Source organism: Rhodococcus sp. 05-339-2 (assembly GCF_002258965.1).
GTDB lineage: Bacteria > Actinomycetota > Actinomycetes > Mycobacteriales > Mycobacteriaceae > Rhodococcoides.
In genome coordinates, this window is the sequence record NZ_NOYW01000019.1 from 92,196 (window position 1) to 118,876 (window position 26,681).

At 61.4% G+C, this 26,681-nt stretch carries 19 protein-coding genes and 1 pseudogene; 19 read left to right on the forward strand and 1 reads right to left on the reverse strand.

Features of this window, described 5'->3' with window-relative positions; translation table 11 throughout:
* Window positions 1–40 precede the first annotated feature (40 nt).
* The 14 genes from CH273_RS22405 (at window position 41) to CH273_RS28290 (ending at window position 12,517) form a co-directional block, all read left to right on the forward strand.
* Window positions 41–1,507, forward strand: coding sequence for a peptidoglycan DD-metalloendopeptidase family protein (locus tag CH273_RS22405; protein ID WP_072692242.1), 1,467 nt, complete (start codon window positions 41–43; stop codon window positions 1,505–1,507).
* Entirely contained in the window at window positions 1,507–2,106 is a 600-nt protein-coding gene (locus tag CH273_RS28285; protein ID WP_015586149.1) for a hypothetical protein, read from the forward strand. The genes CH273_RS22405 and CH273_RS28285 overlap by 1 nt, the downstream gene beginning before the upstream one ends.
* Before the next feature lie 819 nt (window positions 2,107–2,925).
* Window positions 2,926–3,201 carry a hypothetical protein gene (locus tag CH273_RS27960; RefSeq protein ID WP_141214633.1) on the forward strand — a complete coding sequence of 92 codons (276 nt, stop codon included), beginning with the start codon at window positions 2,926–2,928 and terminating at the stop codon, window positions 3,199–3,201.
* Window positions 3,201–5,450, forward strand: a complete 2,250-nt coding sequence (locus tag CH273_RS22420; RefSeq protein WP_052049378.1) for an FtsK/SpoIIIE domain-containing protein — start codon at window positions 3,201–3,203, stop codon at window positions 5,448–5,450. The genes CH273_RS27960 and CH273_RS22420 overlap by 1 nt, the downstream gene beginning before the upstream one ends.
* A 40-nt stretch (window positions 5,451–5,490) precedes the next feature.
* The gene (locus tag CH273_RS22425) at window positions 5,491–5,823 is read left to right on the forward strand and encodes a hypothetical protein (RefSeq protein ID WP_015586153.1); all 333 of its coding nucleotides are present in this window, start codon (window positions 5,491–5,493) and stop codon (window positions 5,821–5,823) included.
* Window positions 5,824–6,538: 715 nt separating this feature from the next.
* Window positions 6,539–7,231: a hypothetical protein gene (locus CH273_RS22435; RefSeq protein WP_052047787.1), complete on the forward strand. Its 693-nt coding sequence runs from the start codon at window positions 6,539–6,541 to the stop codon at window positions 7,229–7,231.
* A complete protein-coding gene (locus tag CH273_RS22440) occupies window positions 7,221–8,000 on the forward strand; it encodes an A24 family peptidase (protein WP_015586156.1) in 780 nt (259 codons plus the stop codon). The genes CH273_RS22435 and CH273_RS22440 overlap by 11 nt, the downstream gene beginning before the upstream one ends.
* Before the next feature lie 76 nt (window positions 8,001–8,076).
* Window positions 8,077–8,826, forward strand: a complete 750-nt coding sequence (locus tag CH273_RS22445) for a hypothetical protein (RefSeq protein ID WP_015586157.1) — start codon at window positions 8,077–8,079, stop codon at window positions 8,824–8,826.
* Window positions 8,827–8,904: 78 nt separating this feature from the next.
* Complete coding sequence (locus CH273_RS22450; RefSeq protein WP_015586158.1) at window positions 8,905–9,336, forward strand: hypothetical protein; 432 nt, start codon at window positions 8,905–8,907, stop codon at window positions 9,334–9,336.
* 36 nt (window positions 9,337–9,372) lie between these two features.
* Window positions 9,373–9,681, forward strand: a complete 309-nt coding sequence (locus CH273_RS22455; RefSeq protein WP_015586159.1) for a hypothetical protein — start codon at window positions 9,373–9,375, stop codon at window positions 9,679–9,681.
* Between the two features lie 168 nt (window positions 9,682–9,849).
* Window positions 9,850–10,740: a hypothetical protein gene (locus tag CH273_RS22460; RefSeq protein WP_015586160.1), complete on the forward strand. Its 891-nt coding sequence runs from the start codon at window positions 9,850–9,852 to the stop codon at window positions 10,738–10,740.
* A gap of 25 nt (window positions 10,741–10,765) precedes the next feature.
* Window positions 10,766–10,933 (forward strand): hypothetical protein, encoded by a 168-nt coding sequence (locus CH273_RS27825; RefSeq protein ID WP_155289036.1) that lies wholly within the window; start codon window positions 10,766–10,768, stop codon window positions 10,931–10,933.
* A 145-nt stretch (window positions 10,934–11,078) separates the two neighbouring features.
* Complete coding sequence (gene def, locus CH273_RS22465) at window positions 11,079–11,645, forward strand: peptide deformylase (protein ID WP_015586162.1); 567 nt, start codon at window positions 11,079–11,081, stop codon at window positions 11,643–11,645.
* Between the two features lie 611 nt (window positions 11,646–12,256).
* Window positions 12,257–12,517 (forward strand): helix-turn-helix domain-containing protein, encoded by a 261-nt coding sequence (locus CH273_RS28290; RefSeq protein ID WP_080730074.1) that lies wholly within the window; start codon window positions 12,257–12,259, stop codon window positions 12,515–12,517.
* A 12-nt stretch (window positions 12,518–12,529) separates the two neighbouring features.
* Here the strand turns inward: CH273_RS28290 and CH273_RS22475 are convergent, their stop codons facing one another.
* Window positions 12,530–13,483 (reverse strand): UbiA family prenyltransferase, encoded by a 954-nt coding sequence (locus CH273_RS22475; RefSeq protein ID WP_080730065.1) that lies wholly within the window; start codon window positions 13,481–13,483, stop codon window positions 12,530–12,532.
* Window positions 13,484–13,686: 203 nt separating this feature from the next.
* On the opposite strand from CH273_RS22475, the gene CH273_RS22480 reads away from it, so the two are divergent.
* The 5 genes and pseudogenes from CH273_RS22480 to CH273_RS22500 form a co-directional block, all read left to right on the forward strand.
* Window positions 13,687–13,998, forward strand: coding sequence for an MbtH family protein (locus CH273_RS22480; RefSeq protein ID WP_015586165.1), 312 nt, complete (start codon window positions 13,687–13,689; stop codon window positions 13,996–13,998).
* 4 nt (window positions 13,999–14,002) lie between these two features.
* Window positions 14,003–15,277, forward strand: coding sequence for a lysine N(6)-hydroxylase/L-ornithine N(5)-oxygenase family protein (locus tag CH273_RS22485; RefSeq protein ID WP_015586166.1), 1,275 nt, complete (start codon window positions 14,003–14,005; stop codon window positions 15,275–15,277).
* On the forward strand, window positions 15,274–15,936 hold the full coding sequence (locus tag CH273_RS22490; RefSeq protein ID WP_202902192.1) for an FMN-binding negative transcriptional regulator: 663 nt from the start codon (window positions 15,274–15,276) through the stop codon (window positions 15,934–15,936). The genes CH273_RS22485 and CH273_RS22490 overlap by 4 nt, the downstream gene beginning before the upstream one ends.
* A 346-nt stretch (window positions 15,937–16,282) precedes the next feature.
* On the forward strand, window positions 16,283–17,467 hold the full coding sequence (locus tag CH273_RS22495; protein WP_015586168.1) for an NAD(P)/FAD-dependent oxidoreductase: 1,185 nt from the start codon (window positions 16,283–16,285) through the stop codon (window positions 17,465–17,467).
* 108 nt (window positions 17,468–17,575) lie between these two features.
* Window positions 17,576–26,632: pseudogene (locus CH273_RS22500) on the forward strand (amino acid adenylation domain-containing protein); the annotation flags it as partial.
* Window positions 26,633–26,681: the final 49 nt, after the last annotated feature.

A 26,681-nucleotide genomic window follows, 5' to 3' on the forward strand; every position in this document is an offset into this window, starting at 1 on the left:
CGGTATCGCCGCTCTCGGTGTACTCGTCGTCATTCCATTGATGGTCGTCGTACTCGTCACATCGTCAGGTTCCAGCGGTTGTGCCCCCACGGTCTCGTCCGGTACCGGTGGTGATGATGCATCGCCGTTGACCCCGTCCGGTCCCATCGGCAAGCCGACCCGCGATGGCACGACCACGATGACGTCCCCCTTCGGGCAGCGGTGGGGCACGATGCACCAAGGCGTCGACTTCGCGGGCCCGATCGGCACCCCGATCTACGCAGCCCTCGACGGCACTGTGGTCAAAGCCGGACCCGCTCAAGGCTTCGGAATGTGGATCGTCCTCGACTCGATCGTCGACGGAAAACCGGTCTCCACCGTGTACGGGCACATGTATCCCAACGGCGTCCTCGTCAAGGAGGGACAACAGGTCAAGGTCGGCGACCACATCGCCGACATCGGCAACGCCGGCGGCTCCACCGGACCACATCTGCACTTCGAGTACTGGGAAGGCGGCCGTTTACAGGGCGGAACCGCTATCGACCCGATGAGCAAACTCGGTCAGGCGGGAAGCCCCCAATCGTCCGGCGCTGATTCACCGACCGGCGCCGGTACCGCTGTCGATTGTGGCTTCGGCACGGCCGGCGGAGATCTCCGAACCGGATCCGTGCCGCCGGAGTTCGAGCCGTGGATCCGCAAAGCAGGAGCCGTGTGCCCAGGCGTGGGTGCTCCCCTGATCGCATCCCAACTCTCCGCCGAGAACGGTTTCCGCTACGGCCCGTCCGCTCCGGTATCGAGCACCGGAGCGTTGGGGCCCGCACAATTCATGCCGGGAACCTGGGCAACGTGGGGCAAGGATTACGACGGAGACGGGCGAGCCGACCCGAACTCCATCGGAGATGCAGTGATCTCACAAGCCCACTTCATGTGCGCCATCAACGGAGATATCACCGCAGCCATCGCCGCGAGAAAAGTGAAGGGCGACCCAACTGCACTGACGATTGCCGCCTACAACGCGGGCCCCGCCGCGGTGCTCGCAGCCGGTGGAATGCCATCCGGCGGTGACTACACCACACAAACACAGCCCTATGTGGCGAAGATTCTGGCCGGCCAAGCGCAGTACACATCCGAAGGTTCCACAGGCCGGTTCGTGCCGACCGGAGCTGACGGAGACAATGTCGTCGAGGCTGCACGCCAGTACCTCGGAACCCCCTACGTCTGGGGCGGCGGAGATATCAACGGCCCCTCCCGAGGAGGATTCGACTGCTCAGGACTGACCAGTTTCGCCTACTTCGCGGGCAAGCACATCACCCTGCCCCGCACATCCGAGGCCCAATGGGGAGTGGGTTCGGAGATCCCGATCGATCAAGCGATGCCCGGTGATCTCGTCTTCGGATCATTCGAGGCGAACGGCCCTGGGCACGTCGGTATCTACATCGGCGGCGGTCAGATGATCCACGCCCCCACCACCGGAGACGTCGTCAAACAAGCTCCACTCATGGCTGGAATGAAAGCCCGGAGGATCTGATGTCCCTTGCCGGCCGACGTCTTATAGCCGTCCTCCTCGTCGTTGTAGCCGTGGTGACCATCGCCTGGTCCTGCAGCTCACCCGCCACCGATGAGCCGGAATCGGCACCGGAGACAACGAGCGCGCCAACCGCGCCGTCGCTACCCGAAATCAACACACAGCCAACCGAGACAACCGCTGTACCCGCTCCGATCAGCAGCGCCGCCACAGACGCGGAGACCGCAATCCGTCAAGCACTGACGACCGCCTTCACCTGGTACCCCAGCACCGACACGAGCTCGACCGACGCGTTTCTACGCGCCCGCCGATGGTTCACCGACAACCTCGCTGCAAAACTCTCCACCCCTGCAACGACCGAGCGAGGCCCCGGTGCCCAGTGGGAACAGTGGAAGAAAGAAGACGCCGAAATCACCGCAACCGTCTCGATCGGCTGCTCCGGATGCCCGGCAGATACCGCCGAGCGCATCTATCGAGTCGCGGAGATAACGCAATCGGCCGTCACCTCGGATGCCACGGTCCCCGTCGACTCCACCACGACCGTGTGGGTATCGGCAGTGCCGACCGCAGCCGGGTGGAGTGTGGACACTCTCGATTTCTGACCCTCGCCGCACATGACCCGGAGAGGGTCGCCGGCCACTGAACCGATCGCCCTGTACAGGCAACATGGAACGCACTATTTCCCGTGATCGGTGCCGCCGTTCATAGCCCTGTCGCGCTACGTGACAACCGGCTTCCGTCGGCCCTTAGCTCGCGGATCCGCGAGGAGGAGCCCCACCCCAGGCCGGTCGGGGTGGCTTGCGTATACCGAATCTCGTGGCAGTCACGCCGACGCTGGGGTTGGCGGATGGACGTTGCCCGAGGGTGCGTAAGAGAGGAATCGAACCGCATCCGATGAGCAGTTGATGAGGCGCCGATGCTGCCGCGAATTGGTGGTTATATGCCCCGGATGTGGGAAGGTCGCTGCAAGCCTTACTCGCTTCGCATCGCCGTTTGCAGCGTACCCCCCATGTCAAGGGGTGTCGAGCGCACATAGCTGTTCCCGCGACGGTCAGTCGCAACACGGAACGCGACTTGCCCGTCCCCAATCGCACCCTCACCGATAGAGCACTGGTGACCGATCGGTGCGCCACTGATGGGGCCATGAACGCATGCGCTGCAGCGCGAGATGAAAGGTTGTCGGAAAAAGATTCACCGCGGCTGTCACAGAAGTCGACGCACCTGGATCTACCTGTTCTCGAGAAGGCACGACGAGACAGGGAGTCCCCATGAGCGCACCGACACGACTACACGTAGCGAGGGCACGTTCGAGGAGCAGTCGATCTACGGCCGGCCCCCTGAGTCCTGTCATCGATCGAGGAGCGCTGCCGAACTTCGCTCGGATCGAGACCCTCAGGCTCGACGATCCCACCAACCGGATCGTGACCCTCGCAACCACCGACGAGGTCTGGTCGCTCGTCGTCGAGTGGAATTCGAGCAACCTGCTCGTCGACACCGAAGACGAACGATTGATCAGACTTGTCGATGCGGCTCTCCGCGCTGCGCACTGCCAGCCTCACGCCGCGTGCCGTTTCACCCTCGACTACAACCCGACCCATCTCAACAACGAAGTCGGCCGACGCAGCGTGGCCTTGACCGCAACGATGCGCCCAACTTCCGGTGACGGGATCCTGATCACGATCACCCGGGATGCATGATGTGCGCGCTACCCAACCCGACTCAGGCACCCCTCGACGGATACCGGTCGCTACGTGATGCACCCTCGCTCGACCCCCAGAACAATCCGTGGATCCGCAACTGTGTGCTCTACGTTGCCGGTGGAGTCGTGTCGGCAGCACTGGGCCCGATCCTGAACCTCGACACAGCGATCGCATGGGGTGGAGCAGCACTCGGCGTCGGCGCGGGCGCGGCCGTCAGCTACAACGGCTATCGCGCCACGATCCGAGCCGAAGAGACCGATCGTGCGATCGAGCAGCTCTGCCGGCTGACCGCGTCACCGCCGACCCGTGATGTCCTGACGGCGACTCGGTGGAGCGGCCAGTGGCCCGGCCGTCCGGGCAGAATCACCGTCCGCTACCAGTCGGCCGCGCTCCTTCTCGACGAACAGTGGGAGCCCCGCGTCGTCGAATTGCTCTCCCAGCAGAGCTGGGGCCGGTACCGGATCCAGAAGCACAACACACGCAAACGCCGTCTCGTTCTCGTCCCGGACACACGGTCCGTCTCCGAGACGCATGTCTCGCCCGAACTCGTCAAAGCCACGCGCACGATTCTCGCGCTGCTAGGGCCGACCGGAAAGATCACCAGACACGAGACGGACCCGAGCACCGGGGATCTTGTAGCTGTCGAAGCCACCCATGAGGTCGGACATCGACTCGAGTCCGAGGGCTATCGGGCCCGAGTACAACGAGTAGTGAGCGTCAATCTGCCCGGTCGGTGGCGTGCTCGCTGGAACCTCGAAACGGACTGGGTGCGTTTCGAGGTGCGCCCGACCTTTCCGAAGAAGCTCTACAACCCGGCCGGCCTCGGCGACGCGGAATCCACGACCGATCTCGGCGACCTCGCGCACTCCGACTACGACTCGGTCGCGATTTCGTACGGCGAGGACGAGGACGGCAACCCCATGGTGTGGCGGCCGGCGATCGACCCACACTTCATGCTCGTCGGTGCATCCGGAACCGGAAAGACCGTCACCGCACACACCCTGCTGACACAGCTCACCGCGCACGGTTGGCCGGTATGGGTCGTCGACGGAAAAGGGGTCGAGTTCTTGGGCTTCCAGGACTGGCCGAATGTACAGATCGTCGCCAGCCACATGGAGCACCAGGTCGCGGTCATCTATCGGTTCTGGAATCTCATGGAAACCCGGTACTCGCTGATCGTCAACGGAGAAGCTACCGAGGCCGACTTTGAGCCCGTCGTTCTGTTCATCGACGAGTACGCCGACTTCCGAGGCAACCTGCTCAACTGGTACTCGAGCATCAAAGGTAAGGGTGATCCCACCAAGCCGAAGACCCTCCAGGAAGTGGCGTCGATCGGACGAAAAGGCCGCACAGCGAAGTGCCACATGGTGCTGGGAACGCAGCGACCCGATGCCGAGTACTTCGGCGGCGACATGCGAGACAACTTTCGCCAGCGCGTATCGATGGGCCGTCTGAGTCCGCAGGGCGCGTTGATGATGTGGGAATCGGCAACCACTGGAGTCGGTATCCCGCGCGGATGTCGTGGGCGGGCGACCAGTGTCAACGACCACAACCAAGCGGTCGAAATTCAGACCTACTTCACTCCCGACCCCCGCAAGACTGAGCCCGGGGCCGACGACGCAGCGGTGCTGGACCGCCTGCGTCCTCTCGAAGTGCGGCACGAGCGGTTGGTGATCCTCGACCCGGATCCCGGCGGCACCGTGGACGGCGACGAAGAGATCCGTTTCCATCACGTCTCCGGCGCGCCCTGGGCGCGCGCGTCGGACCATCCCAATCTCGATCCCGTCGCCAGGCGAAAGACGCGCGCGGACAGTGATTCAGCTCGTCGCGCATCGTCGCCGATGGCAATGCTCAATCTCGACACCCCCACCGTTCGCCAGCCCAAGCCCGACGCGCAGACGCCGAAAGAAAAAGCCGTGTCCGGCGTCCCGGGCTCTCCGATGCACAAGGACCGCCCGCACCTGCAGGTGGTCCCCGACGCCGGTACCGACGTCGACGACTGGGAGGGCTACGGCGAATCCGAAGACACTGCTCCGGTCGACCTCGTTGCCGGCGACCTAGTTCTCCTCGACGAGGACGCCGGGATCTGGGTCGTCGTCGACAACGAACCCGACATCTACGGAGACGAGTCGGGTGACGACATGGTCGGGCTGACCTGGCGTGGCGACGGCGACGACGAGGGGGTGCTCGACATTCCTCTCGACGCGACTGTTCAAGTTCGTCGCCCCCTTGCCCTCGCCACCTGAATCACTCTGCGACACACACGATCAGAAGAGGAACAACCACATGTCCCAACACGGCAACAACAGCAAAGCCCTCTCCGACGACGATCAGATGGCGCTGATCTGGATCGCCCCACTCGCAGCCACCATGGCTCTCGGATCCGCAGGCCTGTGGTGGTCGACGGCAATCGCCTGGCTGGTCGAGCACTCCATTCTGATCGCCAGCGAGGCATCCCCGATGGTGCAGATCCCAGCATCGGACGGTGCCGGGCTCGACGGTCGACGACTGATCATCGCTCTCGCCGTCGTCGTCGCCCTCGGTGCCGTCGCGATCAGCGCCGGCCGCTCGGCCTACTCAGCCCGACAGGCTCGACTGCACCGAGGAGACCGGGGATGAGAACGAAAGCCACCAGTGGTCGCCGCGCAGAACTACGCGCGATCGCGAGCAGAGAATCGTTCACGATGCCGCTCGGTCAGTGTGTCCGAGACAGCAACTGGGCCGCCCGCGAAACGGCGGTCGCAGAGCTGCTGCAGTCACGGATCCCACGTCTCGAACGGCGCCGGAAAGCAACCGTCGCTGCAGCGCATCTCCTCGAATCGTGCGAGACCTGCCCGCTCGCGGCCTTCGTCGCATGCCGCACAAGAGCCGAGGCAGATAGCTATACCGGCGTCGCGGCAGGCGGACTGTACGACCGAGGAACTCTCATCACCGAAGAAAAACGACCCGACGGTCTGGACGCGATGCACTCCCGCGAGGTAGTGTCCCCAACATCTGATGTGCGGTCTGACCAACCGCATCAACTGAAAAGGGATGCACCATGACTGACGTCGACGTGGTTTCGCGTACGCAAAACAATCTTTCCCCCGCACTGTGTGATGCAGTGCCCGATAGCAATACAATGAATCCTGACCGGAATACCGGTTCATGGAGTCGCTCGACGACGTCGAGGGGTGGTTCCTTCGGCCCGACGAGCGACGGCAGTGACGCTGCGCGTGCGCGACGTCGCTCCACTCCCGCGGCGGGATCTAACAGAACATCCCGCCGCGGGAGTGCCTCGTCGGTACCCTCCGGACCCGCCCGCCGCCACCTGCTGTCGTTGCGGCTCGGCGGTATGCCCGACCAAATGATCCTCGATCTCACGAAGCTCAGCCTCAGTGATGTGGAGACAGTCGCCAACCACAAATGCTTCGAGACCACCGCAAGCATCTCGAAAGCTATTCTCGACGTCACCTTCCACCCCACCCGGGGACGGGCGATGACCTTAGGTGTCGGAGCTCAGCGACGGATCCGGGCCCTCGTCGCGATGGGCTACTCGGTGCAAGCGCTGTCCGAACTGACCGGGCTGTCGGTGCCCAAGCTTTCGACGTTGCCATCGGATCAAGTTGTCCCCAGTGAACTCTGGTCCGTCATCAACGACGTCTACGACCAGATCTCCATGACACCCGGCCCCGACGAGCAGGTCCGGAATGCAGCCCGTGAGCAGGGATGGGCGACGCCTCTTGCTTGGGACGATGACGAAATCGACGACCCCCGAGCACGTCCACATTCGCCCCGAGGCATCCGCGGCGTGGACGAGGCGGCCGTCTACCGTCGCCTGTGCGGCGAATGGAGACTGCCGCTCACTCTTGCAGAGCAAGCCGAGATCGTAGGAATTTCGCTCCGTCGGCGGTGGTCAACCGAGCACCTGGCCGACGTACTCGGAATCGATCTCGACTCAGCGGTGAAAAAGAAGGTCCGCTACCGTGCCCGGATGGCCGTGCACGCCGCTCGCTCCGATGGTGAACGAGAAGCCGATGTTGCGTAGCGACTACGTCAGAAGTGTCGTGGTCGCTCTGGCGGCAGGCGTCCTATGGGCCTTGATCGAGGCGTCGTCGGCATCCTGGGCCAGCACTCAGGCATCAACTGCTGCGACTGTCGGCCGCGTCTCGATTGTCGCGATAGCAGTGATCGTCGGGGTAGCTCTGTCGGCCGCGCTGCGGACCACCGTCATCGCGGTGTGTGCACGGGTCGAGATCTCCGTCGACGAGGCGGCGCTGGGGACGAAAATTCCCGTCATCGTCTCCGGTGTCGTGTGGGGCGTCATCTCCGCTTTCGTCAGTACTCCGACGAGTGCGCCGCCGGCGGCAATGCTGTTCTTGGCTCTGGTAGTGCCCTGGATTGCGTGGATCGACCAACGCGTGCAACGGATTCCGACTGCTCTTGCGTATCTGGCCGCCAGCGGAACTGCAGCAATGATCTTGCTCACCGGTGTCGTTCACGGCACCTGGGGCGCGGTCGGTCGCGCCCTTCTGGCCGGCCTGGCCGCCGGCATATTGTTCTTCGCGCTTGCAGTGCTTCTGCGCGGCGGAATCGGTATCGGCGATGCGCGACTGGTGGTCTCGCTCGCGATGGTCCTAGGCTACGTCGGCTGGACATCCCTCGGTGCGGCGCTGGTGTTCTCGATCCTGACGGCTTTCGTCGGAGTGATAGTCGTGCGGGTCCTTCGAGCGATCAGATCCGAGCCTGCACGGTCGCATATCGCGCTGGGCCCGTACCTCGCACTCGGCACCGCGCTCACTCTCGTCGCATCCTGATCCGCCTGCGCGCAGTTGCGTCCTGCTTTTTCTTCCCTCCCCGAACTCGACAGCTCCCGAAGAGGTGATTGCCATCATGGCGAAGACACATCAGACCGCATGGACAGCCATTGCCGCAGCCGTGATGGTCGCTGTGGCGGCCGCGGCTGCCGTGGTGATCACGACGGATCACCACGAGGCCGACACTGCGCCACCACCACCCCAGGTCTTCCACGACGTCATCACCGTTGCGAGCCTTCTCGACGCCCTGCCCGTCGTCGACGATATCGACAGCACGGCCAGGTGGCCCGACGGTCAGCGCTTGGCGGAACTTCTCGTGCGGCCGCCAGGCAGCGATCACGGATGCGACACCAGGAACATCGCATTGGCAGCGGAGCTCGAGGCCGTCACATTCGCTGCCGGAACGGACAATTGCGTTGTGGCACAGGGCGTGTTGAATGATCCATACACCGGTGTCACCGTCGAATTCGATGCAGCATCTGAGAAAGATGCTGCAGCAAGCGATTACGTCTACCCGCTGGACGCGGCGTGGGCGTTGGGTGCTGCTGCATGGGCACCCGAACAGCAGCAACGCTTTGTCAGCGACGTACAGACCAACATCATCGTCGCCAGCGCGCAGGCAGTTGAACATCGAGCCCAACGTGGGCTTTCTCAGTGGCATCCGAGCAACGACGACCTCGCATGTGCATTTGCGGCGAAATATCTTCGTGTGGCGCAGACATACGCCTTGCCCATCACCCGCGGTGATGCTGTCGCGGCCACGCAACTCTGCGGTCTCGGCAACACCGCGGTGACAACTGCGGGCGAGACCGAACCGGCGAACTGACCACACGATCGGCCACACAAATCTCCTCCCCAAGAGGAAATGAAAGTCCCTCGCACACAACATGAAAGAAGGAATCTCATGCCCAAGACCGCCGACCAGGCCGATGCAACCACCCGCGAGATCCTCGGCCCGCAGTTCACCGCAATGCGCAACCTTGTCGAAGCAGCCGAGAACAGCCGGCAGAAGGCCGAAGCAGTCGCCAAAGCGCAGGCCGAACATGTCGACTCGACCGCCGAATTCATCGTGGCCTACGACGCCGCCAAAGCTGCAGGCTTCACCACCGCCCAACTGAAGAAGGGCGGCTACGTCCGGCCATCACTGAAGGGAGTCGCAAAACCGGCCACCAGCAAGAAAGAACCCACGCAGACCCCGCCGGCAGAAACCGCCGCCACCGGCGGCGAACCCCACGGGCACGACAGTGGGCAGCAGAACCATGCCGCACCGGCGTCGGAGGAACACCGGAGTGATCACCACAACGAGCACGGCGAGCACGACGCCATGGCGAGCTGACATGACATCCCGTCGACAACCAGAGGGGGCTGTGCGATGAGCACCGACCGAACCGACGCGATCACCCATATCGAGCTGGCCTGCGACGTCTGCGCGCTGGAACCCAGGGACGGGGGAGCGGGACCGCGGGGCGCATGGTGGGCGGTGGCCATGAAAGATTGCTGCGCCGGCGGACAGCTCATGGCCCACCTCGCGTGCGACGAGCACTTCTTCGATCTGATTTCACAGAAGCTGCCCGGCGTATGCACGAGTTGTGGCCACCTGAGCCGGACCCTGTCCGACGTCGTCGATGTCGCATGGACGATAGGAACCGGAACCGACCTGCCCGGCCGGCCGGGACGATGACCCAAGCTGTCGCACTGCTCGGTGGAGGCGTCCGCCGAGCGTGCACTTGCTGCAGCGCTGTCGAATACTTCGGCGGCGCTGCAGGTCGAGTCGGTACCGCCGCCCCCCGCGGGGCCGCAGTACCGACTCTGTATCCGGGACCGCAAGACCCCCTCCGGGTGAGGTCCGATGTCCTCCGCGCGCCGTAGTCGTAACCGCGTCACCCCAGACGGGGGCGCGTTCGACCCCGATCGAGGATCCAGCGGAGAGCTGGAGAAGAAGCAAGGGGTGGTGCTCCCGCACGCATCCTTCGCCGACCGAGCCGCGAATCGCGAGCATGCCCGCGGCCTCGATACCGACATCGAAGGACTGCCCGGTCTGACACGCGCGCGCCGCGACCTCGAACGCGCCTTCCCCCGCAACACCGCCGCGCCGATCACGAACGAACGAAAAAGACGTTCGCTGCCGGCCGCGATCGAACTCCGTCGAAGCCTCAGCGCCCGCCAGCGCAATGCGCGATCAGCCACCAAAAGGACTGTCGAGCAGAGCGTTCCCCGAGCCCAGCACCGTGCGATGAGCACACTGATCGGAGATCCAGAAAATTGGAAACGCACCAACGACGCATTGTCCGATGTCAACGGTGATGCAGTTCGGCTCGACGACGACCAGCGCCGCCACATCCAGAGAGTCGACCGCGCAATCCAGCGATACGAGCGTGAGTCCGGACGTGGACACCTGGTCTACACCGTTGTGAGCTTGCCCCACGCCGTCATCCATCCATCCGAGCTACCCGAGACCCTCTCACCCGGCTCGGTCATAGCTTTCGACCGCTTCACCGGCGCCCGCCACTCGATCCACGAACTCGACGCACACAGCCATCCGACGGACGCCGTATTCGAGATCCAAACAACACGAGGGCTGTACCTCGGAGCATCGGACAAGGGCGACGACACGAGCCACCTCCTCCCACGGGGCACCCGCTACCGAGTCGTCAACTCGCACTTCGTCCCCTACGAGCGACCAGGTCAGAGGGTCAGGGAAAGGCTCGTCGTGCAACTCGAAGACATCGACACGGACTGACCATCAGCGAAAGGAACAAACAGACATGCCCACCGAAAAGGCCTCACCGCCACCACACCGACGAGAACGCCGCGCACCATGGCAATTTCATCCAGACATCATGCCGCGCGCCGACTTTCGCGCCGTCCAAGCCGAAGACCCCCAGACCGGACCCATCGACGGAGCCATCGACACCGGCGAAGAATCGGAATAGAGACGGTCACTTGTCATGGGCCCTGCGCGATCGGATGCTCTCGTCGAGCCACTCCGCACCATGATGACGGCCACAAAACGTGATACGCGCCCAAAACAAACCTCATCGGTTGCTTCTAACGTAGCCAGGGTGGAGCATACGAGTCATGCCTGTCTCTGAACTTCTGCGCCTCGGCAATGCTCGACCAATCGTCCGATGGGGCGACCCTGTCCTGCACACATCGGCTCGACCGGTGACCGACTTCGGTCCTGATCTGCAAAGTCTGCTTGCCGATATGTTCGCGACCAATACTGCTGCGGACGGTGCCGGCCTCGCCGCTCAGCAGGTAGGCATCGACCTTGCGGTGTTCATCTACGATTGCAGTGACGAGACCGGGACACGGCGAACTGGTGTCGTCTGCAATCCGGTAGTCGAACTCGCCGAAGGAAACGATCGACACCTCATCGATTTCGGTGAAGGATGCTTGTCCCTCCCCGGCGCATACACCGACCTCGCACGGCCAGAGTTCTCTATCTGTCGAGGACAGGACCAGTACGGTAACCAGATCGAACTCAACGCAGGCGGCACGCTCGGGCGTTGTTTCCAACACGAAACCGATCACATCAACGGTATCGTTTTCGGCGACCGCCTCTCGAAGCGCAAACGTAAACAGCTCTATCGTGACCACGAGACGGTCTCTGAGCAGTACAGCAACGATTGGCCAACACGATAGATTCTGCTCCGGAAGCAGTGACCGCTCTGCTCCGCCTACCCACCCGGTGACGTCAAGACCTTCACGAAGCCTGACATTCATCTACACGAAACAGTAGGTCGAACCCTCAACGCATCCATGGCTCGCTATTGCACGGCAACGGACCATATGGTCTTGTATCCTGGGCTAGGGAACAGGAGTTCGGGGAACATATGCCTTACGCAATGGCTGCGGCGTCGCTACGGGCCGCGATTCCAGAGGTAGTGACGGCGTACAGAACCACTTTGCTACGCGAGAATAGTCCCCTCGGGATCAATCCGGGGGTGTGGTCACAGTGCCGCCGCCAAGCACTGGCAATCCTCAACGAGTGCGTAGATGCATTAGGCCTTCCCACGTCTTCGACTACTCGGTCGGCGATTCCAGACGAGTACACCCGGTTGCTCGGCTCGCATCGAGCCCTACAGGCAATACCGGCTTCGGAGTCCGTGCGAGCTGTGGAGATTCTGTGGTCATCCCTTGAGCCTGCAATAGAGCTGGCCGCCAAAGAGGCACCCTTGACACACCGACCTGGGGTCTGGAGACGCATCAACGCCGCTTTTCGCCTTGCTGCCGGTGGCCGCCTTCACACGGGCATGCTCAGCTACGAGGAGACCCGAGGCCATTTGAGGGACAGGCAACTTCGAGTGCTTGAGGCCGCGTCAGACGCATCTTTGACCAACCGGGAGCTTGAAGTCTTGGAGGCTGTGGCGTTCGCGATGACCAACCGGCAGATCGCTCGCACTCTGAATATTTCAGAGCTCACAGTCAAGCGGCATCTGTCCAACGCCTATCTGAAACTTGGGGCGTCGTCCCGTATGGACGCGTTGCACAGGCTATTCGGCAGCCGCATCTAGCGGCCCGCAATTTCATACCGCGCGCACCAGGAGGGTGCCGAGCATCGCGAGGTTTGCTGCGTACTGGGTGGCCATGAAAGCGCGGTACCCGCAGCGCCGTGCCTTCAGGTCATAGTCGTTCGCCCGCGCGCATAGCGCCATCACCCAGAGAGCTCCAGCAGTCAACGGCAATGTTCCGAACAGTGCGAGCGGTGCCCATAGCAGTGAGGCGATCGGTGCGCATACTCCAACGACAGTCGTTCCGAATATGGCCAGCCGCCGTGCAGAGCTGAGTCCACGTTGCGCTGCCAGAGTGCGCCTCCCACCAATGGCGTCCCCGTGGGCATCGGATAGGTCCTTCACGACCGCTCCCACCAACGCCATCCATGTTGCCATCGATGCGCAGAAGACTTGTTCCGTACGCCCAAATCCTCCGCCGCCGGCGGCCGCTCCGGCAGCATAACTTGCCCAGCCGAGGCCGAATATCACTACAGAAGAAGACAAACTCCAACGCTTGGCAGCCAGTGGCGGTGCCGAGTACACCCACCCAAGCGTCAGGAAGGCGAAGGTCCAGCACCACATCTCGCGCCCCGCAACTGCAGCCATCAGCAGGGCTGTGATCGCCGTAGCCACGCTGACCCACCGGGCTGTACGGACTGCCAGTTCCCCCCGCGCAATCGGTCGCTGCGACGCGTTTGCCACATCCTCAAGGACGTCAGTCACACCATTGAACAAGTACGTCGATATCACGACGGCCCACCAGGTCAACGCGCCGGCCGCTAATTGTCCGACACCGACAGGCCCTGCAGTCGCTGATACGCCGGCAATTCCAACCGCGAATCGAAGCAGATAGACACCTTGGACCTGCGGTCTGGCCTCCACGAAGCACAACCATGCATTTCTTGCGGGACTCGACGCGCCCCCAGGACGACCTACCTGTGTGCCGTGCTTGACCGACTCACACCGATACGACCACCCATCTGACACAGCCGGAGCCTAGCTGTCGCAGTGCACGAAGGTTTCTGCCCGGACTTGTCTTCGCTAAAACTACATCCAAAGTTGTAGTTTTCTGAGGTATTACCTACTCCCTTCGTGCCACAAAGGGGACCAACGTATTCGCTGCTAGGCAGACTCGACTGGTACCGAAATGCACAGCAGGCGTACTGCAACTCTCCGAGTAAGCGAGGACCATGAGCAATCCGTTCGACGATGAAGACGGCAGCTATTTCGTTCTCACCAACGAGGAGGGGCAGCACTCTCTCTGGCCGGTCTTTATCGACGTCCCGGCCGGTTGGTCAAGAGTGTTCGGCGAGGCCAAGCGGACTGCTTGTCTGGAGTACGTCGACACCCACTGGACCGATTTGCGCCCCAAGTCACTCGCCATTGCTCAGGCCGAAAACCGCAGCCAGACAACTAATGTCGGACCAACTATGCGGCCGGGAACGACCAATTCGGTTGAGGGCATCCCAGCCGATGCCTACCACAACGAAATTAGGTCGTAGCTCGATGGGAGCACAGTCAGGCTCGTCCGTCGCGGACGTTGTTGGGGTCGGTTTTGGACCCTCCAACCTCGCTCTCGCGATAGCTCTTCAAGAGTCCATCCAGCCCGGACCGGTGCCGGCAAAGTTCAGCATGAAGTTCTACGAGCTCCAGCCTCGTTTCGGCTGGCACCGTGGGATGCTCATGGAGGATGCGACCATGCAGGTCTCTTTTCTCAAAGACCTTGCCACCATGCGCAATCCGATGAGTCGGTATACGTTTGTGTCCTACCTCCGAGAGAAAGAGAGAATTGCTGAGTTCATCAACAGCAAAACTCTCTACCCACTGCGGGTGGAGTTTCATGACTACCTGGAGTGGGCAGCTAGCCAATTTCAGTCAAACGTCTCGTACGGGTCCGAGATCAAAGACATCCGACCAGTAGTCGAGAATGGCGTGGTGGAGTACGTCGATGTAGTCGGCCCAGATGACGTTGTTCAGCGGGCGCGGAACATCGTGATCGGAATGGGTTTGACGCCTCGACTTCCCGATGGTGTCAACAGATCTGAGCGGATCTGGCACAGCTCCCAACTGCTGGGCAGAGCAGCCGCAGTTACATACGTCCCTCAAAATTTTGTCGTCGTGGGCTCTGGCCAAAGTGCCGCCGAAGTTGCTGACTACCTTCATCGGACTTTCCCTCGCGCCAATGTGCACACCGTCCTGTCCCGCTACGGCTACAGCGTCGCCGATGACAGCCCGTATGCGAATGGAATTTTCGATCCGGAGGGAGTTGACCGGTTCTTCTCCGCTCCGACCGACGAGAAGCAGAGGCTCCTCGAATACCACGCCAACACCAATTACTCAGTGGTCGATCTCGATATTTCACAGTCGCTGTATCTCAAGAGCTACCAGGAGAAGGTCCTGGGCAAACAGCGGTTACGGATGATCAACACCTCGCGCGTCACATCCGTCGACGAGGACACAGACGGCGTACGGGTCGAGGTCACATCCTCGGCCACCGGTCTGACCCATACCATCGAAGCAGACGTGATCGTCTACGCCACCGGCTACCGGCCAAGTGACCCGGCACCGCTACTCCAGGGCCTGATGCGCGAATGTAAGCACGACGAGCAGGGACGGCTCAGCGTGGGACGCGACTACCGAGTGACGACGTCGGATGCGGTGCGCGCCGGTATCTATGTGCACGGTGCCAGTACCGAACACAGCCATGGACTTTCTGCTGGTCTCCTGTCCAACACTGCAGTCAGATCCGGTGAAATCGCCCAATCCATTCTCAGGAGATGACCATGTACGTCCCCCGGATCTACAAGGCAAGTGATCGGACATGGCTGCGCCGCGTGGTTGCGCAGTACCCTTTTGCGGCTCTGATCTCAAACGGCCCCAAGGCCCCGTACGCCACCCATTTGCCAGTCATCTGTGCTCCCTGCGCCCCTTCAGAGAGCGAGGACTTAGAAGGATCGACACTGTTTGGGCACATGAACCGGGCCAATCCCCACTGGGACTCGCTCGTCGACGGTGCGGATGCCCAACTTATTTTCACCGGGCCTCATGGGTATGTCACCCCAAGTGTCTACCAACGCGATTCTGTAGCACCGACCTGGAACTACGTCTCGGTACATCTCCGAGGAAAGCTGCAACCTGTTGCCGATTTCGAGGAGACGCTCAAGGTCGTTCAATTGACAGTCAGTACGTACGAGCAGAAATTCGGCAGCGGGTGGGAGATGGACAGTTCGCTGGACCACTACCGAAGGATCGGTCCGGCTGTGGGTGCATTCAGTTTTGAGGTGGAATCGGCGGATGGCATGTTCAAGCTCAGCCAGGAGCAGAACCTCGAGACCAGGCGACGGGTGGCGGACCACTTCAGCGCGAACCACGCCGGGCGAGGCAAAGAACTAGCTTCGTTCATGCGGGAGTACAGCCATGGTGACTACAACAACTTCTGATGGGGACATGTCGGACGCACCGACGGAACCCACGGCCCGGGAGCCTTTTGCGCCAAAAGAGCATTCCGTGCCCGCCATTTGTAAACCTTCAATTTCGCACCGGCTCAGCCATTTCGGCCTGGTCTGTTCATCGGTTTACGGATGCAAGCGGAGTTTATAAATTGTGCTACTGCTCTCACGCACCTTGTCCGCCGCCATTCCGACTCGTCGAGCAGGTCAATCGTTCTACCTTCGGAATGAAGTTGGGATTCCGGGGGATTGCTTCCGGACCAAAATCCGGCAAAAGAGCCGACCGGCGAACGTGACCAAGTCGGTGTCATCGCCAGAGAAAGCCAGAAGGTTGGTAATGGATTACGACGTTGTTGTTGTTGGGGCGCGATGTGCCGGCGCTTCGGTGGCACTGCTGTTAGCCAGACAGGGGCGAAGTGTTCTGCTGGTCGATAGGGCCTCCTTTCCGGCGGACACCATGTCCACGTTGTATATCCAGCACCCTGGGGTCGTGAGACTCGCACAGTGGGGGATGCTCGATGATGTTGTGGCCTCCGGTTGTCCGCCTTTGGGCACTATTAGTCACGATGTGGATGGACTGAGTCTGATCGCTGCTACCCCGGCGAAGGACGGTGTTAATGCCGCTTACGCACCACGGCGGTACATACTCGACGATCTACTCATTCGAGCTGCCGTGTCAGCGGGCGCGGAGTTCTCGGATCGGACGTCGGTCCTAGAATTGATTTGGCACGACGAACGCGTCGCCGGAGTTCGCCTCCGGAGTGGAAATTCGACCACATCGGTGTCTGCTCGATTGGTTATTGGGGCCGACGGTATGCGATCAAAGGTCGCGGAACTTGTTCAGGCACCGATCCTCCGATCGGCACCCATAGCAAGCTGCGTGTACTACACCTTCTGGCAAGGCTTGCGAACAGGATTCGGATTCCATGAGCGAGTCGGCCGCTGGATAGCCCGTATTCCAACACATGACGACCTGACAATTGTGGCAGCTTACCTGCCGCAGAGCGAATTCTCGGTCGTTCGGCGGGACCCGCAGAGGGCGTACTTGTCCGCGATCGAATCGACAGCGCCGGATTTATACGAACAAATTATGGCACTCGACCGAGTGGATCGGTGGTGGGGTACGGGGGACCAACGCAACTATTTCCGTAAATCGCACGGTCCGGGCTGGGCATTGACGGGGGATGCGGCTCACCACCTTGACTCGATCAGCGCCCGCGGCATCACCAATGCGCTGATTCAAGCCGACCTGCTCACCGATTCTATTTCCGGGGTGGATGTCGGGAACTCGGTCGCAGTAGATGAGGCGATGGTGCACTTTGCACTGTCGACAGGAGCTGTTCTAGAGGAGCCGTACATGAGTACTCTCGCCCTGGCGAAGCTTCAACCGACGAAGTCCCGGTTGCGCATGCTGCATGCCATTGCCAATTCGCCCGAACTTACATCTCGGTACTTCGGTTTGGTTTCGGGGGCCATCGGGATGCGCGAATTTATGTCGGCCGAGCTCGTCGACTTGTTGTAGCTTGCTGATGAAATATTTCGGGTCTGAATCTAACGCTGAGGGTGGTCACCCGAGTGGTTCGCAAGGAAGTGTTTTGCTGGGCGCTGAAAGGGTTGAGCATTGATCCCGTTGTCTTTTGCGCAGCGTAGGCTGTGGTTTATCCACCAGTTGGAGGGATTGTCGTCAACTTACAATATTCCTCTGGTCTTACGCCTGACTGGTGAGCTCAGTGTTCATTCGCTGGGCAGGGCAATCGGCGATGTCGTGAGTCGACACGAAAGTTTGCGGACTGTTTTCCCCTCCCATGAGGGTGTGCCGGAGCAGCGTGTTCTTGGCTCGGCCGACGCAGACTTCGGCTGGGACGTAGTCGAAGCGTCAGGGTGGTCGACAGACGCGTTGAACGATGCAGTCGCACAGGCAGTGGGATACAAATTCGACCTCAGCTTTGAGATTCCGTTCCGAGCGCAGCTCTTCAGACTATCGGCCGATCAGCATGTATTGGTGCTCCTGATGCATCACATCGCGTCAGACGGCCAGTCCCTCACGCCCCTCGTACGCGACGTCGGGCTGGCGTACAGGGCCCATGTGGGCGTAGAGGTGCCTGCCTGGGTGCCGTTGCCATTGCGATATCGGGATTACACGCTCCGTCAGCGTGAGTCGCTCGGCGACGAGTCCGACCCCGACAGTGCGCTGAGCCGGCACCTCCTTTACTGGAAGAACACGCTAGCCGGATACGAGGGGCGGCTTGAGCTCCCAACCGACCGCCCTTATCCGGTCGTGGCCGACTATCGAGGCAATCGAATCCCCATCGAATGGCCCGTGTCGATGCAAGAGCAGGTGCGACAGTTGGCCCGGGAGCATCGTTCTACCGGCTTCATGGTGATTTCGACGGCGCTGGCGGTGCTGTTGTCCGAACTAAGCGGCACCTCCGATGTCGCTTTCGGTGTTCCAACTACGGGCCGACGTGACGCTGATCTTGCGGAGATGGTCGGTTTCTTCGCCAACACAGTAGTGCTCCGCGTTGATGTGTCTGCCAGTTCGACGTTCCGTCGCCTCTTGCAAAAAGTACGGGACGCGGTTTTGGACGCATTGGCCCACCAGGATGTCCCGTTCGACGCGCTGGTGGATCTCGTCAAACCTGCTCGGTCACAATCGCATCACCCACTGGTCCAGGTCATGCTCGGATGGCAGAACCAGATCTCCACGGAGTTGGACTTGCCGGGGGTGCTGGCAGAGGCGGTACCCACCATTTCTCGACAGGCCCGGATGGACTTGACCTTCAGTCTCCGGGAGCGGTACTCCGAGTTCGGCGAGCCGCAGGGAATCGACGGAGTGGTCGAGTACCGCTCTGATGTCTACGACGCTGCATCGGTCGAGACCATGATCGTCAGGCTTGGGCGAATCATCGCCGAGATGATCGCCGTGATCGACCAGCCAGTCATCTCGATCGACGTACTAGACAGAAACGAACACACTCATCTTGACCGCCTGGGCAATCGTTCTGCGCACTCTCAGACTGCCGCCAGTATATCCATAGCCGAACTGTTTGCAGCACAGGCGAATCGAGCGCCGGAAGCGCACGCCATGGTTTTCGAGGATCAGGTATGGACTTACAGGGAAGTTGACGAGGCCTCCACGCAACTGGCACATCTACTAGCCGTTCGTGGGGTACGCGGAGGAGAAGTTGTTGCTCTCATGCTCCCGCGTTCCAACAAGACAGTAATCGCGATCCTGGCAGTGTTGAAACTGGGCGCAACCTATGTACCCATTGACATCAAGCACCCCGATGAGCGGGTGGCGTTCATCTTGGGCGATGCCGCTCCAGCTGCCCTCGTGACCACTGCCGAACTGACTTGCCGGGTAGACTGTTTTGGTATCGAAGTTGTGGATGTCGACGACGACGCGATTGCCGTGCAGCCGGTTACGGCTCTGCCTGCGCCAGAGGCCGGCCAAGTCGCGTACATCATCTACACCTCCGGTACCACCGGTGTCCCCAAAGGGGTTGCCGTTACCCAGGCGAGCGTCACGCGATTGTTCAGCTCGACGGCTCCGGGGTTCGTGCCGTCCTCAAACCAGGTGTGGTCACTCTTCCACTCCTACGCGTTCGATGTGTCGGTATGGGAGATGTGGGGCGCGCTGCTACACGGTGGCCGACTGGTTGTCGTACCTGGAGAAATTGCCCAGTCCGCCAACGACTTTCATCAACTACTGCGAGACCAGAACGTATCCGTTCTGAGTCAGACACCGTCAGCATTTTATGCTCTGCAGGCAGTCGACATGCGCCGGCCGGGCGAGTCTCGGCTGAGCGGTCTAGAAGCGATTGTCTTCGCAGGCGAAGCTCTCGAACCGTCGAAGTTGCGACCTTGGCTAGATCAGCTGGATTCCTGGCCGCACCTGATCAACATGTACGGCACCACAGAGACCACCGTCCACGCATCGTTCCGGAGGATCGTTTCTTCTGACCTCGACAGCCATGTCAGTCCCGTGGGCGGTCCGCTTGCTGACCTTGCCTTCTTCGTATTGAATACCGGTCTCCGCCGCGTGCCGGTAGGAGTAGTCGGAGAGTTGTATGTGGCAGGTCATGGTGTCGGCCTGGGCTACTTGAAACGCATGGGGCTGACGGCGTCGCGGTTTGTTGCTTCTCCGCTCGGCCCGCCGGGCTCGCGGATGTACCGGACGGGTGACGTAGTGCGGTGGAACCGCGAGGGCGAGCTGGAGTATGTGGGCCGCTCGGACGACCAGGTGAAGATCCGTGGTTTTCGTGTTGAACCGGGTGAGGTCGAGGCTGCTCTTTCCCGTGTCGCGGGGGTGGAGCGCGCCGCGGTCGTGGTGAGGTCTTCGAGTTCGGGCAAGCAGCTGATCGGCTACGTCGTACCTGCGGAGACCGGTCCAAAAGTAAATGGTGCTGTGGTGCGTGGTGATGTGGCCGCGCACCTACCGGAGTACATGGTCCCCACAGTGGTGATGATCGTCGATGACCTACCGCTTACGGTCAACGGCAAGTTAGACAAGCAGGCATTGCCGAATCCAGAGTTCGCAGGCGGATCCTACCGAAATCCGTCGACCTTGGTTGAGGGAATTTTGGCTGAAATCTTTGCGCGTGTGCTGGACCTACCGCGGGTAGGGGTGGACGACTCGTTCTTCGACCTCGGCGGAAATTCGCTATCGGCGATGCGAGTGATCGCGGCCGTGCAGGAGTCGTTTGATTCATCGATCGGCGTGAAGGCGCTCTGGGAAGCCTCAACGGTATCGGGGTTCGCACGGTTGGTGGGTGGATCGCCGGGTGGCGGCGTGGCATGGGTCCCAGTAGCTCGTCCCAAGCGATTGCCGTTGTCGTTCGCTCAGCGTCGGCTGTGGTTCATCCACCAGATGGAAGGGCAGTCGGCGACGTACAACATACCGCTACTGATTCAGATTACCGGTTCTTTGGATGTCTGTGCGCTGCGCGCGGCGATCGCTGATGTTGTGGAGCGGCACGAGAGTCTGCGGACAGTGTTTCCAGCGGTGGCTGGTGTGCCGGAGCAGCGTGTCCTTGCAGCTGAGACTGACTTCGACTGGGACATCATTGACGCCACCACCTGGACGGAACTTCAAATATCCGACGCAGCGCGTGTTCGGGGTCAGCATGCTTTCGACCTAGCCGAAGACCTTCCTTTCCGCGCGGCGCTGTTTGTCGTGTCTGCCACTGACCATCGTCTGGTCGTGGTCATGCACCACATTGCAGTCGACGGGGGGTCACTTCCTCCGCTCCTGCGTGACCTATGGAGCGCCTACGGAGTCCGCGCTGCGGGCGAGTCGCCTTCCTGGTCGCCACTTCCCGTCCAGTACGCCGACTACACGCTTTGGCAACACGCTCTGCTGGGTGACGAAGCGGATTCGCAAAGCGTGCTCGCCGGGCAGTTGAAATTCTGGGAACACGCCCTGAAAGATCTACCCAGCAGGTTGGAGCTTCCCACGGACCGGTCGTACCCGGCGGAGACCGACACGAATGGGGGTCGAGTCGTCGTCGACCTGCCCGCGGATTTCCATGAATTGGCGCAGCGGATCGCGCGGGAACGCAATGCGACGACGTTCATGGTGATGTCGGCGGCGCTTTCGGTGCTGTTGGCGCGTTTGAGCGGGAGCGCGGATGTGGCGTTCGGGGTGCCGACGGCGGGGCGGGGGCGAACCGAGTTTGACGGCATGGTCGGGTTTTTCGTCAACACGCTGGTGTTGCGTACGCGGGTTTCAGCCGAGATGAACTTCGGTGATTTGTTGGAGGAGGTACGGGAGCGGAGCCTGGACGCGTTCGCGAACCAAGATGTGCCGTTCGATGCGCTTGTCGAGCGCCTCAATCCGGTCCGTACGCAGGCTCACCATCCGTTGATCCAAATCCTGTTCGCCTGGCAGAACGACCCGGTCCCCGACATCTCGGTGCCGGGTCTCGACGTGGAGACGGCGTCAGTCGACATCGGAGCCGCTCGAATGGACCTGGCATTCAGCCTGCGCGAGCGGTTCACTGCGGACGGTCAGCCCGATGGGATCAGCGGAATCGTCGAGTACCGCACCGACATCTTCAACGCCGAGACCGTAAAGCGCATGGCGGCTCGGTGGCAGCAGCTATTGATTGCGATGGCGGCGGGCCCGGATCGTCCTTTGGCTTCGTTCGACATCCTGGGTGAGGATGAGCTGACGCAGCTGGACGTACTGGGTAACAGGTCGGCTGTGACGGAGTCCGTTGCTGGCGTGTCGATTCCGGAGTTGTTCGCCGAGCAGGTGAGGGTGCGGCCGGACGTCATAGCGGTGGTGTTCGAGGGTCGGTCGTGGACGTATCAGGAGTTGGACGACACATCGACGCAGTTGGCTCATTTGTTGGCTGGGCGTGGGGTGGGAGTAGAGGACGTTGTTGCACTGTTGCTGCCACGTTCGGAACACACTGTGATAGCCATACTTTCGGTGCTGAAGCTGGGTTCTGCTTACTTGCCGATCGACATCAACACCCCTGACGAGCGCCTGGCATTCGTTCTACAAGACGCTGCGCCGGCCGCGATTTTGACCACGGTGAGCCTCGCTGGTCGCGTCAGTAAGTCCGGGGTCCCACTGATAGATGTCGAGGATCCCAAGGTCGCTGAACAGCCGACGACGACGTTGCCGGTGCCGAATGCTGACCTCCTCGCGTACATCATCTACACCTCAGGAACGACAGGCACACCCAAAGGCGTCTCGGTCACCCACCGCGGCGTCAATGACCTCATCGCTACCCACATCGCGCGCCTCGCCAATGTCGAGGACCCGACCACCGGCACTCTGGAACCCCACCACCACGTATGGACGCTGTTCCATTCATACGCATTCGACTTCGCGGTCTGGGAGATGTGCGGCGCGCTTCTGCACGGGGGACGGCTGGTCGTGGTTCCCGAAGAGGTTGCCTACTCTCCTTCCGATTTCCATAACCTGCTCGTAAACGAAGAAGTAACGGTGCTGACCCAGACACCGTCGGCGTTGGCACGGCTGTCTCCCGAGGGGCTACCGTCGATCGCGCTACTTCTACTCGGGGGAGAGACGTGCCCAGCCCAGCTAATCGAGCGATGGGTGACGCCTGAGCGAGCCGTGATCAATGCTTATGGCCCGACCGAGTGCACCGTCTACGTTTCGATGACCGAACCGCTAGTCCCTACAGGGGCAGTGCCGATCGGTGCCGCTGGCTCCGGCACTGCGTTGTTTGTGTTGGATTCCGGTTTGCGGCGGGTTCCGATCGGTGTGGTTGGTGAGTTGTATGTCGCGGGGCGGGGTGTGGCACGCGGTTATGTGCGACGGCCGGGCTTGACGGCATCGCGATTCGTCGCGTGTCCGCTCGGCCCTTTGGGTTCGCGGATGTATCGCACCGGCGATCTGGTTCGTTGGAATCACGACGGCGAGCTGGAGTATGTGGGTCGCTCTGACGATCAGGTGAAGATTCGTGGTTACCGCATCGAAATCGGTGAGATCGAATCGGTGCTCCGGACGGCCCCCGGAGTAGGACAGGCTGCGGTCGTCGTCCATGAGGACCACCCAGGGTACAAACGGCTGATCGGCTACGTCGTTCCCCACACAGACTGGGCGGGCGAGTTGGATGGCAACCAATTGCGCCGCTTGACCGACGCGTGGCTGCCCGAATATATGTCGCTTGCGGCGGTCGTGGTCCTCGATGCATTGCCCATGACGAGTAACGGCAAGCTTGACAAAAAGAGGCTTCCGGTACCTCAACTAGGACAATCGAACCAATACCGAGCACCGACTACTCCACTCGAGGAGAGCCTGGTTGACATCTACGCGCGCGTACTGAATGTGGAGAAAGTTGGAGTCGACGATTCGTTCTTCGATCTAGGCGGCGACAGCATCTCGTCCATTCAGGTGGTGTCCCGGGCCCGGCAAGTCGGTTTGTACTGCAAGCCCCGCGACATCCTGGTGGAGCGAACCGTGGCACGACTTGCCCACGCTCTCCAGCTCTCGGTCCCGGAGCAGTCTCTCCTTCGGCCGGCTGAGGCTGGGCCCGTCACGGCAACGCCGATCATGCGGTGGCTGGCATCTCTCACGGCACCGACAGACGAGTTCAACCAAACCATGTTGTTCCAGGGGCCGCAGCAGGCGAAGTACAGCGACGTGGTGTTGTTACTACAGGCATTGGTCGATCGGCACGCCATGCTCCGGTTGCAGGTGGACAACGCCCCGACTGAGGACGCGGACAACTGCATCGTCCTACCAACAGGCTCGATCAGCGCAGCCGACTGTGTAACCCCCGTCGTGGACTTCTCCGATACCACGTTTGCCAATGCCTTGAGCCGTCTTGACCCGCGTCGAGGAGCCATGGTGCATGGGCTGTGGGCTGAGCGCACCCGCCAGCTGTTGCTCATCGTCCACCACCTCGCGGTCGACGCGGTCTCCTGGGGAATCATCCAAAGGGATCTCGCAACGGGTTGGCGCTGCCTCACCGAGCGGCGAGAAATTACCCTGGATGCCAGCGGCACCTCGTTCCGTGAGTGGTCAACGATGTTGGCGCAGTACGCTGCCGAGCGGAAAGTCACTGACCAGCTTCCGCATTGGCAGCGCATTGAAGCCGTTGCCACCCTGCTGCCCAGCCCGCACCCGACTCCTGGTATCTGGCGCGATGTGGAGCATCTGTCGGTCAGCATCGACACGGAGCTAACCGAAGTGCTGGTAACCGACGTGACTGCGGCTCTGCACATCAACGTTCAGGATCTGCTGCTCATCGCACTCGGTTCTGCCCTCGCTGAACAGCACCAGCACTTCGACGTCCCTTTCCGCATCGACGTGGAGAGCCACGGACGTCGCGATGAAATCGGCAGTGGGATCGATTTGACCAACACCGTCGGATGGTTCACCGCAAAGCACCCGGTCGCTTTGAACGTCGTACCCATGGACCGTGACACTGTTCTGACCGGGGGCTCGGACATGGGTATCTGGATAAAGGACGCCAAGGAACAGCTGCGTGCCCACCCCGACGGAATCACCTACGGTCTTCTCAAGTATCTAGGCACCAACAATCTGTCTGGCGTAGATCCCGCCATCGGCTTCAACTACCTCGGCCGGCGCAGCGTGAGCCAGCTCGACGCACCCCTCGAAGATTGGCGGATCCTCGGACCGACTGAATCGCCTGATGCTCGACGCTTTGGTTCCCGCTCGATGCTGTTGCCGCACACAGTCGGCATCAATGCAGCCGTGCTAGCCGAAGGTTCGCAGTCAGAACTACACGTGTCCTGGAGTTGGACGAGCACACAGGTGGATCGCTCCTATATCACCGAGCTGTACGCGCGCTGGTATGACGTTCTAGCTGGAATTGCGGCGTACGTGCAGAACGGCGGCGGAGGACTGACTCCCTCCGACGTCCTGCCGGCGGTGGTCAATCAGCGGCAGATCGATCAACTCGCACAAATCGTGGAACCAGCAGACCTTCTCCCGCTGACTCCGCTTCAAACCGGGCTGCTTTTCCATCGCCGTTCCGGCAGTAATGAACCCGTAGAGCTGTACACCGTGCAACTGGGTATCGAGATTGCTGGCGTACTCGACGTGCCGCGCTTGCGCGAGGCCGCTCATACAGTCGTCGGACGCCACCCCAACCTAATGGCTCGGTTCGTCTCCGAGGGTTTCCCCGAGCCGGTGCAGATCATTCCGACACGCCCAGACATACCGTGGACGGTAGTTAACGGCTACGAGTGCGATCAGAGGCTGCTGGATGCAGAGCTCGCCGCCTGCGGCAACCTCGTAGATGAGGCACCGCTACGGATTCTCCTTCATCAGACTGGGACGAATAAGCACACGCTGGTGCTATCCGTCCATCACATCGTGGTGGACGGTTGGTCAATCCAGATTCTGCTCAAAGAGATGTTCGCCGTCTACGAACGGGAGACTCTGGCACCCGCGCCCACCTTCCGAAATTACGTCGAGTGGCTATCCGCCCAGGACTGGAGCGCGGCGCGGCGGCATTGGCAGAAGCTGCTGGCGGGACTTCAAACGCCGACCTTGTTAGATCCAGGAGATCGCTTCACTGATGCGCGATCGCTGTTGCGAGTCGACCTCCCTATCGACGTCACGCGTTCTGTTGAGCAGTTGGCTCGCTCGCAAAACACGACCATGAACATCGTGCTACAGGCCGCCTGGGGCCGTCTGCTGGGCGCATTGACTGGCAGCGGAGACGTCGTCTTCGGCACTACCGTATCGGGGCGGCCAGCAGAACTGTTCGGCAGCGAGTCGGCGGTGGGCATGTTCATCAACACCGTCCCGGTAAGAGCATCCCTGACCGCGACGACGACCACGGCTGAACTGATCGGCATGCTGCGGGACGACTACCACGATGGGCTAGACCACCAGTTCGTGGCCCTGGCCGATATCCAGCGCGCCGCGGGACATCAACAACTGTTCGACACCCTCTTCGTCTACGAGAACTACCCACTGAGGATGTCCGGCGGGCAGCTCGAGACAAACGGACTGAGCGTACGCATAGCCTCAAGTCGCGAGTTCACTCACTATCCAATCGCCTTACAGATCTGGCCCGGTCCACAGCTGAGGGTGCGGCTGGAATACCGCATGGCGGTCCTCGACGAGCGGTTGGCCAAGCAAATCCTGGTATGGCTCCAGACACTATTGATTGCGATGGCGGCGGGCCCGGATCGTCCTTTGGCTTCGTTCGACATCCTGGGTGAGGATGAGCTGACGCAGCTGGACGTACTGGGTAACAGGTCGGCTGTGACGGAGTCCG

Coding starts and splice junctions, on each gene's coding strand:
- CH273_RS22405 (WP_072692242.1), top strand. CDS start 41: ATGGTCGTCGTACTCGTCACATCGTCAGGTTCCAGCGGTTGTGCCCCC.
- CH273_RS28285 (WP_015586149.1), top strand. CDS start 1,507: ATGTCCCTTGCCGGCCGACGTCTTATAGCCGTCCTCCTCGTCGTTGTA.
- CH273_RS22420 (WP_052049378.1), top strand. CDS start 3,201: ATGTGCGCGCTACCCAACCCGACTCAGGCACCCCTCGACGGATACCGG.
- CH273_RS22425 (WP_015586153.1), top strand. CDS start 5,491: ATGTCCCAACACGGCAACAACAGCAAAGCCCTCTCCGACGACGATCAG.
- CH273_RS22435 (WP_052047787.1), top strand. CDS start 6,539: ATGCCCGACCAAATGATCCTCGATCTCACGAAGCTCAGCCTCAGTGAT.
- CH273_RS22440 (WP_015586156.1), top strand. CDS start 7,221: ATGTTGCGTAGCGACTACGTCAGAAGTGTCGTGGTCGCTCTGGCGGCA.
- CH273_RS22445 (WP_015586157.1), top strand. CDS start 8,077: ATGGCGAAGACACATCAGACCGCATGGACAGCCATTGCCGCAGCCGTG.
- CH273_RS22450 (WP_015586158.1), top strand. CDS start 8,905: ATGCCCAAGACCGCCGACCAGGCCGATGCAACCACCCGCGAGATCCTC.
- CH273_RS22455 (WP_015586159.1), top strand. CDS start 9,373: ATGAGCACCGACCGAACCGACGCGATCACCCATATCGAGCTGGCCTGC.
- CH273_RS22460 (WP_015586160.1), top strand. CDS start 9,850: ATGTCCTCCGCGCGCCGTAGTCGTAACCGCGTCACCCCAGACGGGGGC.
- CH273_RS27825 (WP_155289036.1), top strand. CDS start 10,766: ATGCCCACCGAAAAGGCCTCACCGCCACCACACCGACGAGAACGCCGC.
- def (WP_015586162.1), top strand. CDS start 11,079: ATGCCTGTCTCTGAACTTCTGCGCCTCGGCAATGCTCGACCAATCGTC.
- CH273_RS28290 (WP_080730074.1), top strand. CDS start 12,257: ATGCTCAGCTACGAGGAGACCCGAGGCCATTTGAGGGACAGGCAACTT.
- CH273_RS22480 (WP_015586165.1), top strand. CDS start 13,687: ATGAGCAATCCGTTCGACGATGAAGACGGCAGCTATTTCGTTCTCACC.
- CH273_RS22485 (WP_015586166.1), top strand. CDS start 14,003: ATGGGAGCACAGTCAGGCTCGTCCGTCGCGGACGTTGTTGGGGTCGGT.
- CH273_RS22490 (WP_202902192.1), top strand. CDS start 15,274: ATGACCATGTACGTCCCCCGGATCTACAAGGCAAGTGATCGGACATGG.
- CH273_RS22495 (WP_015586168.1), top strand. CDS start 16,283: ATGGATTACGACGTTGTTGTTGTTGGGGCGCGATGTGCCGGCGCTTCG.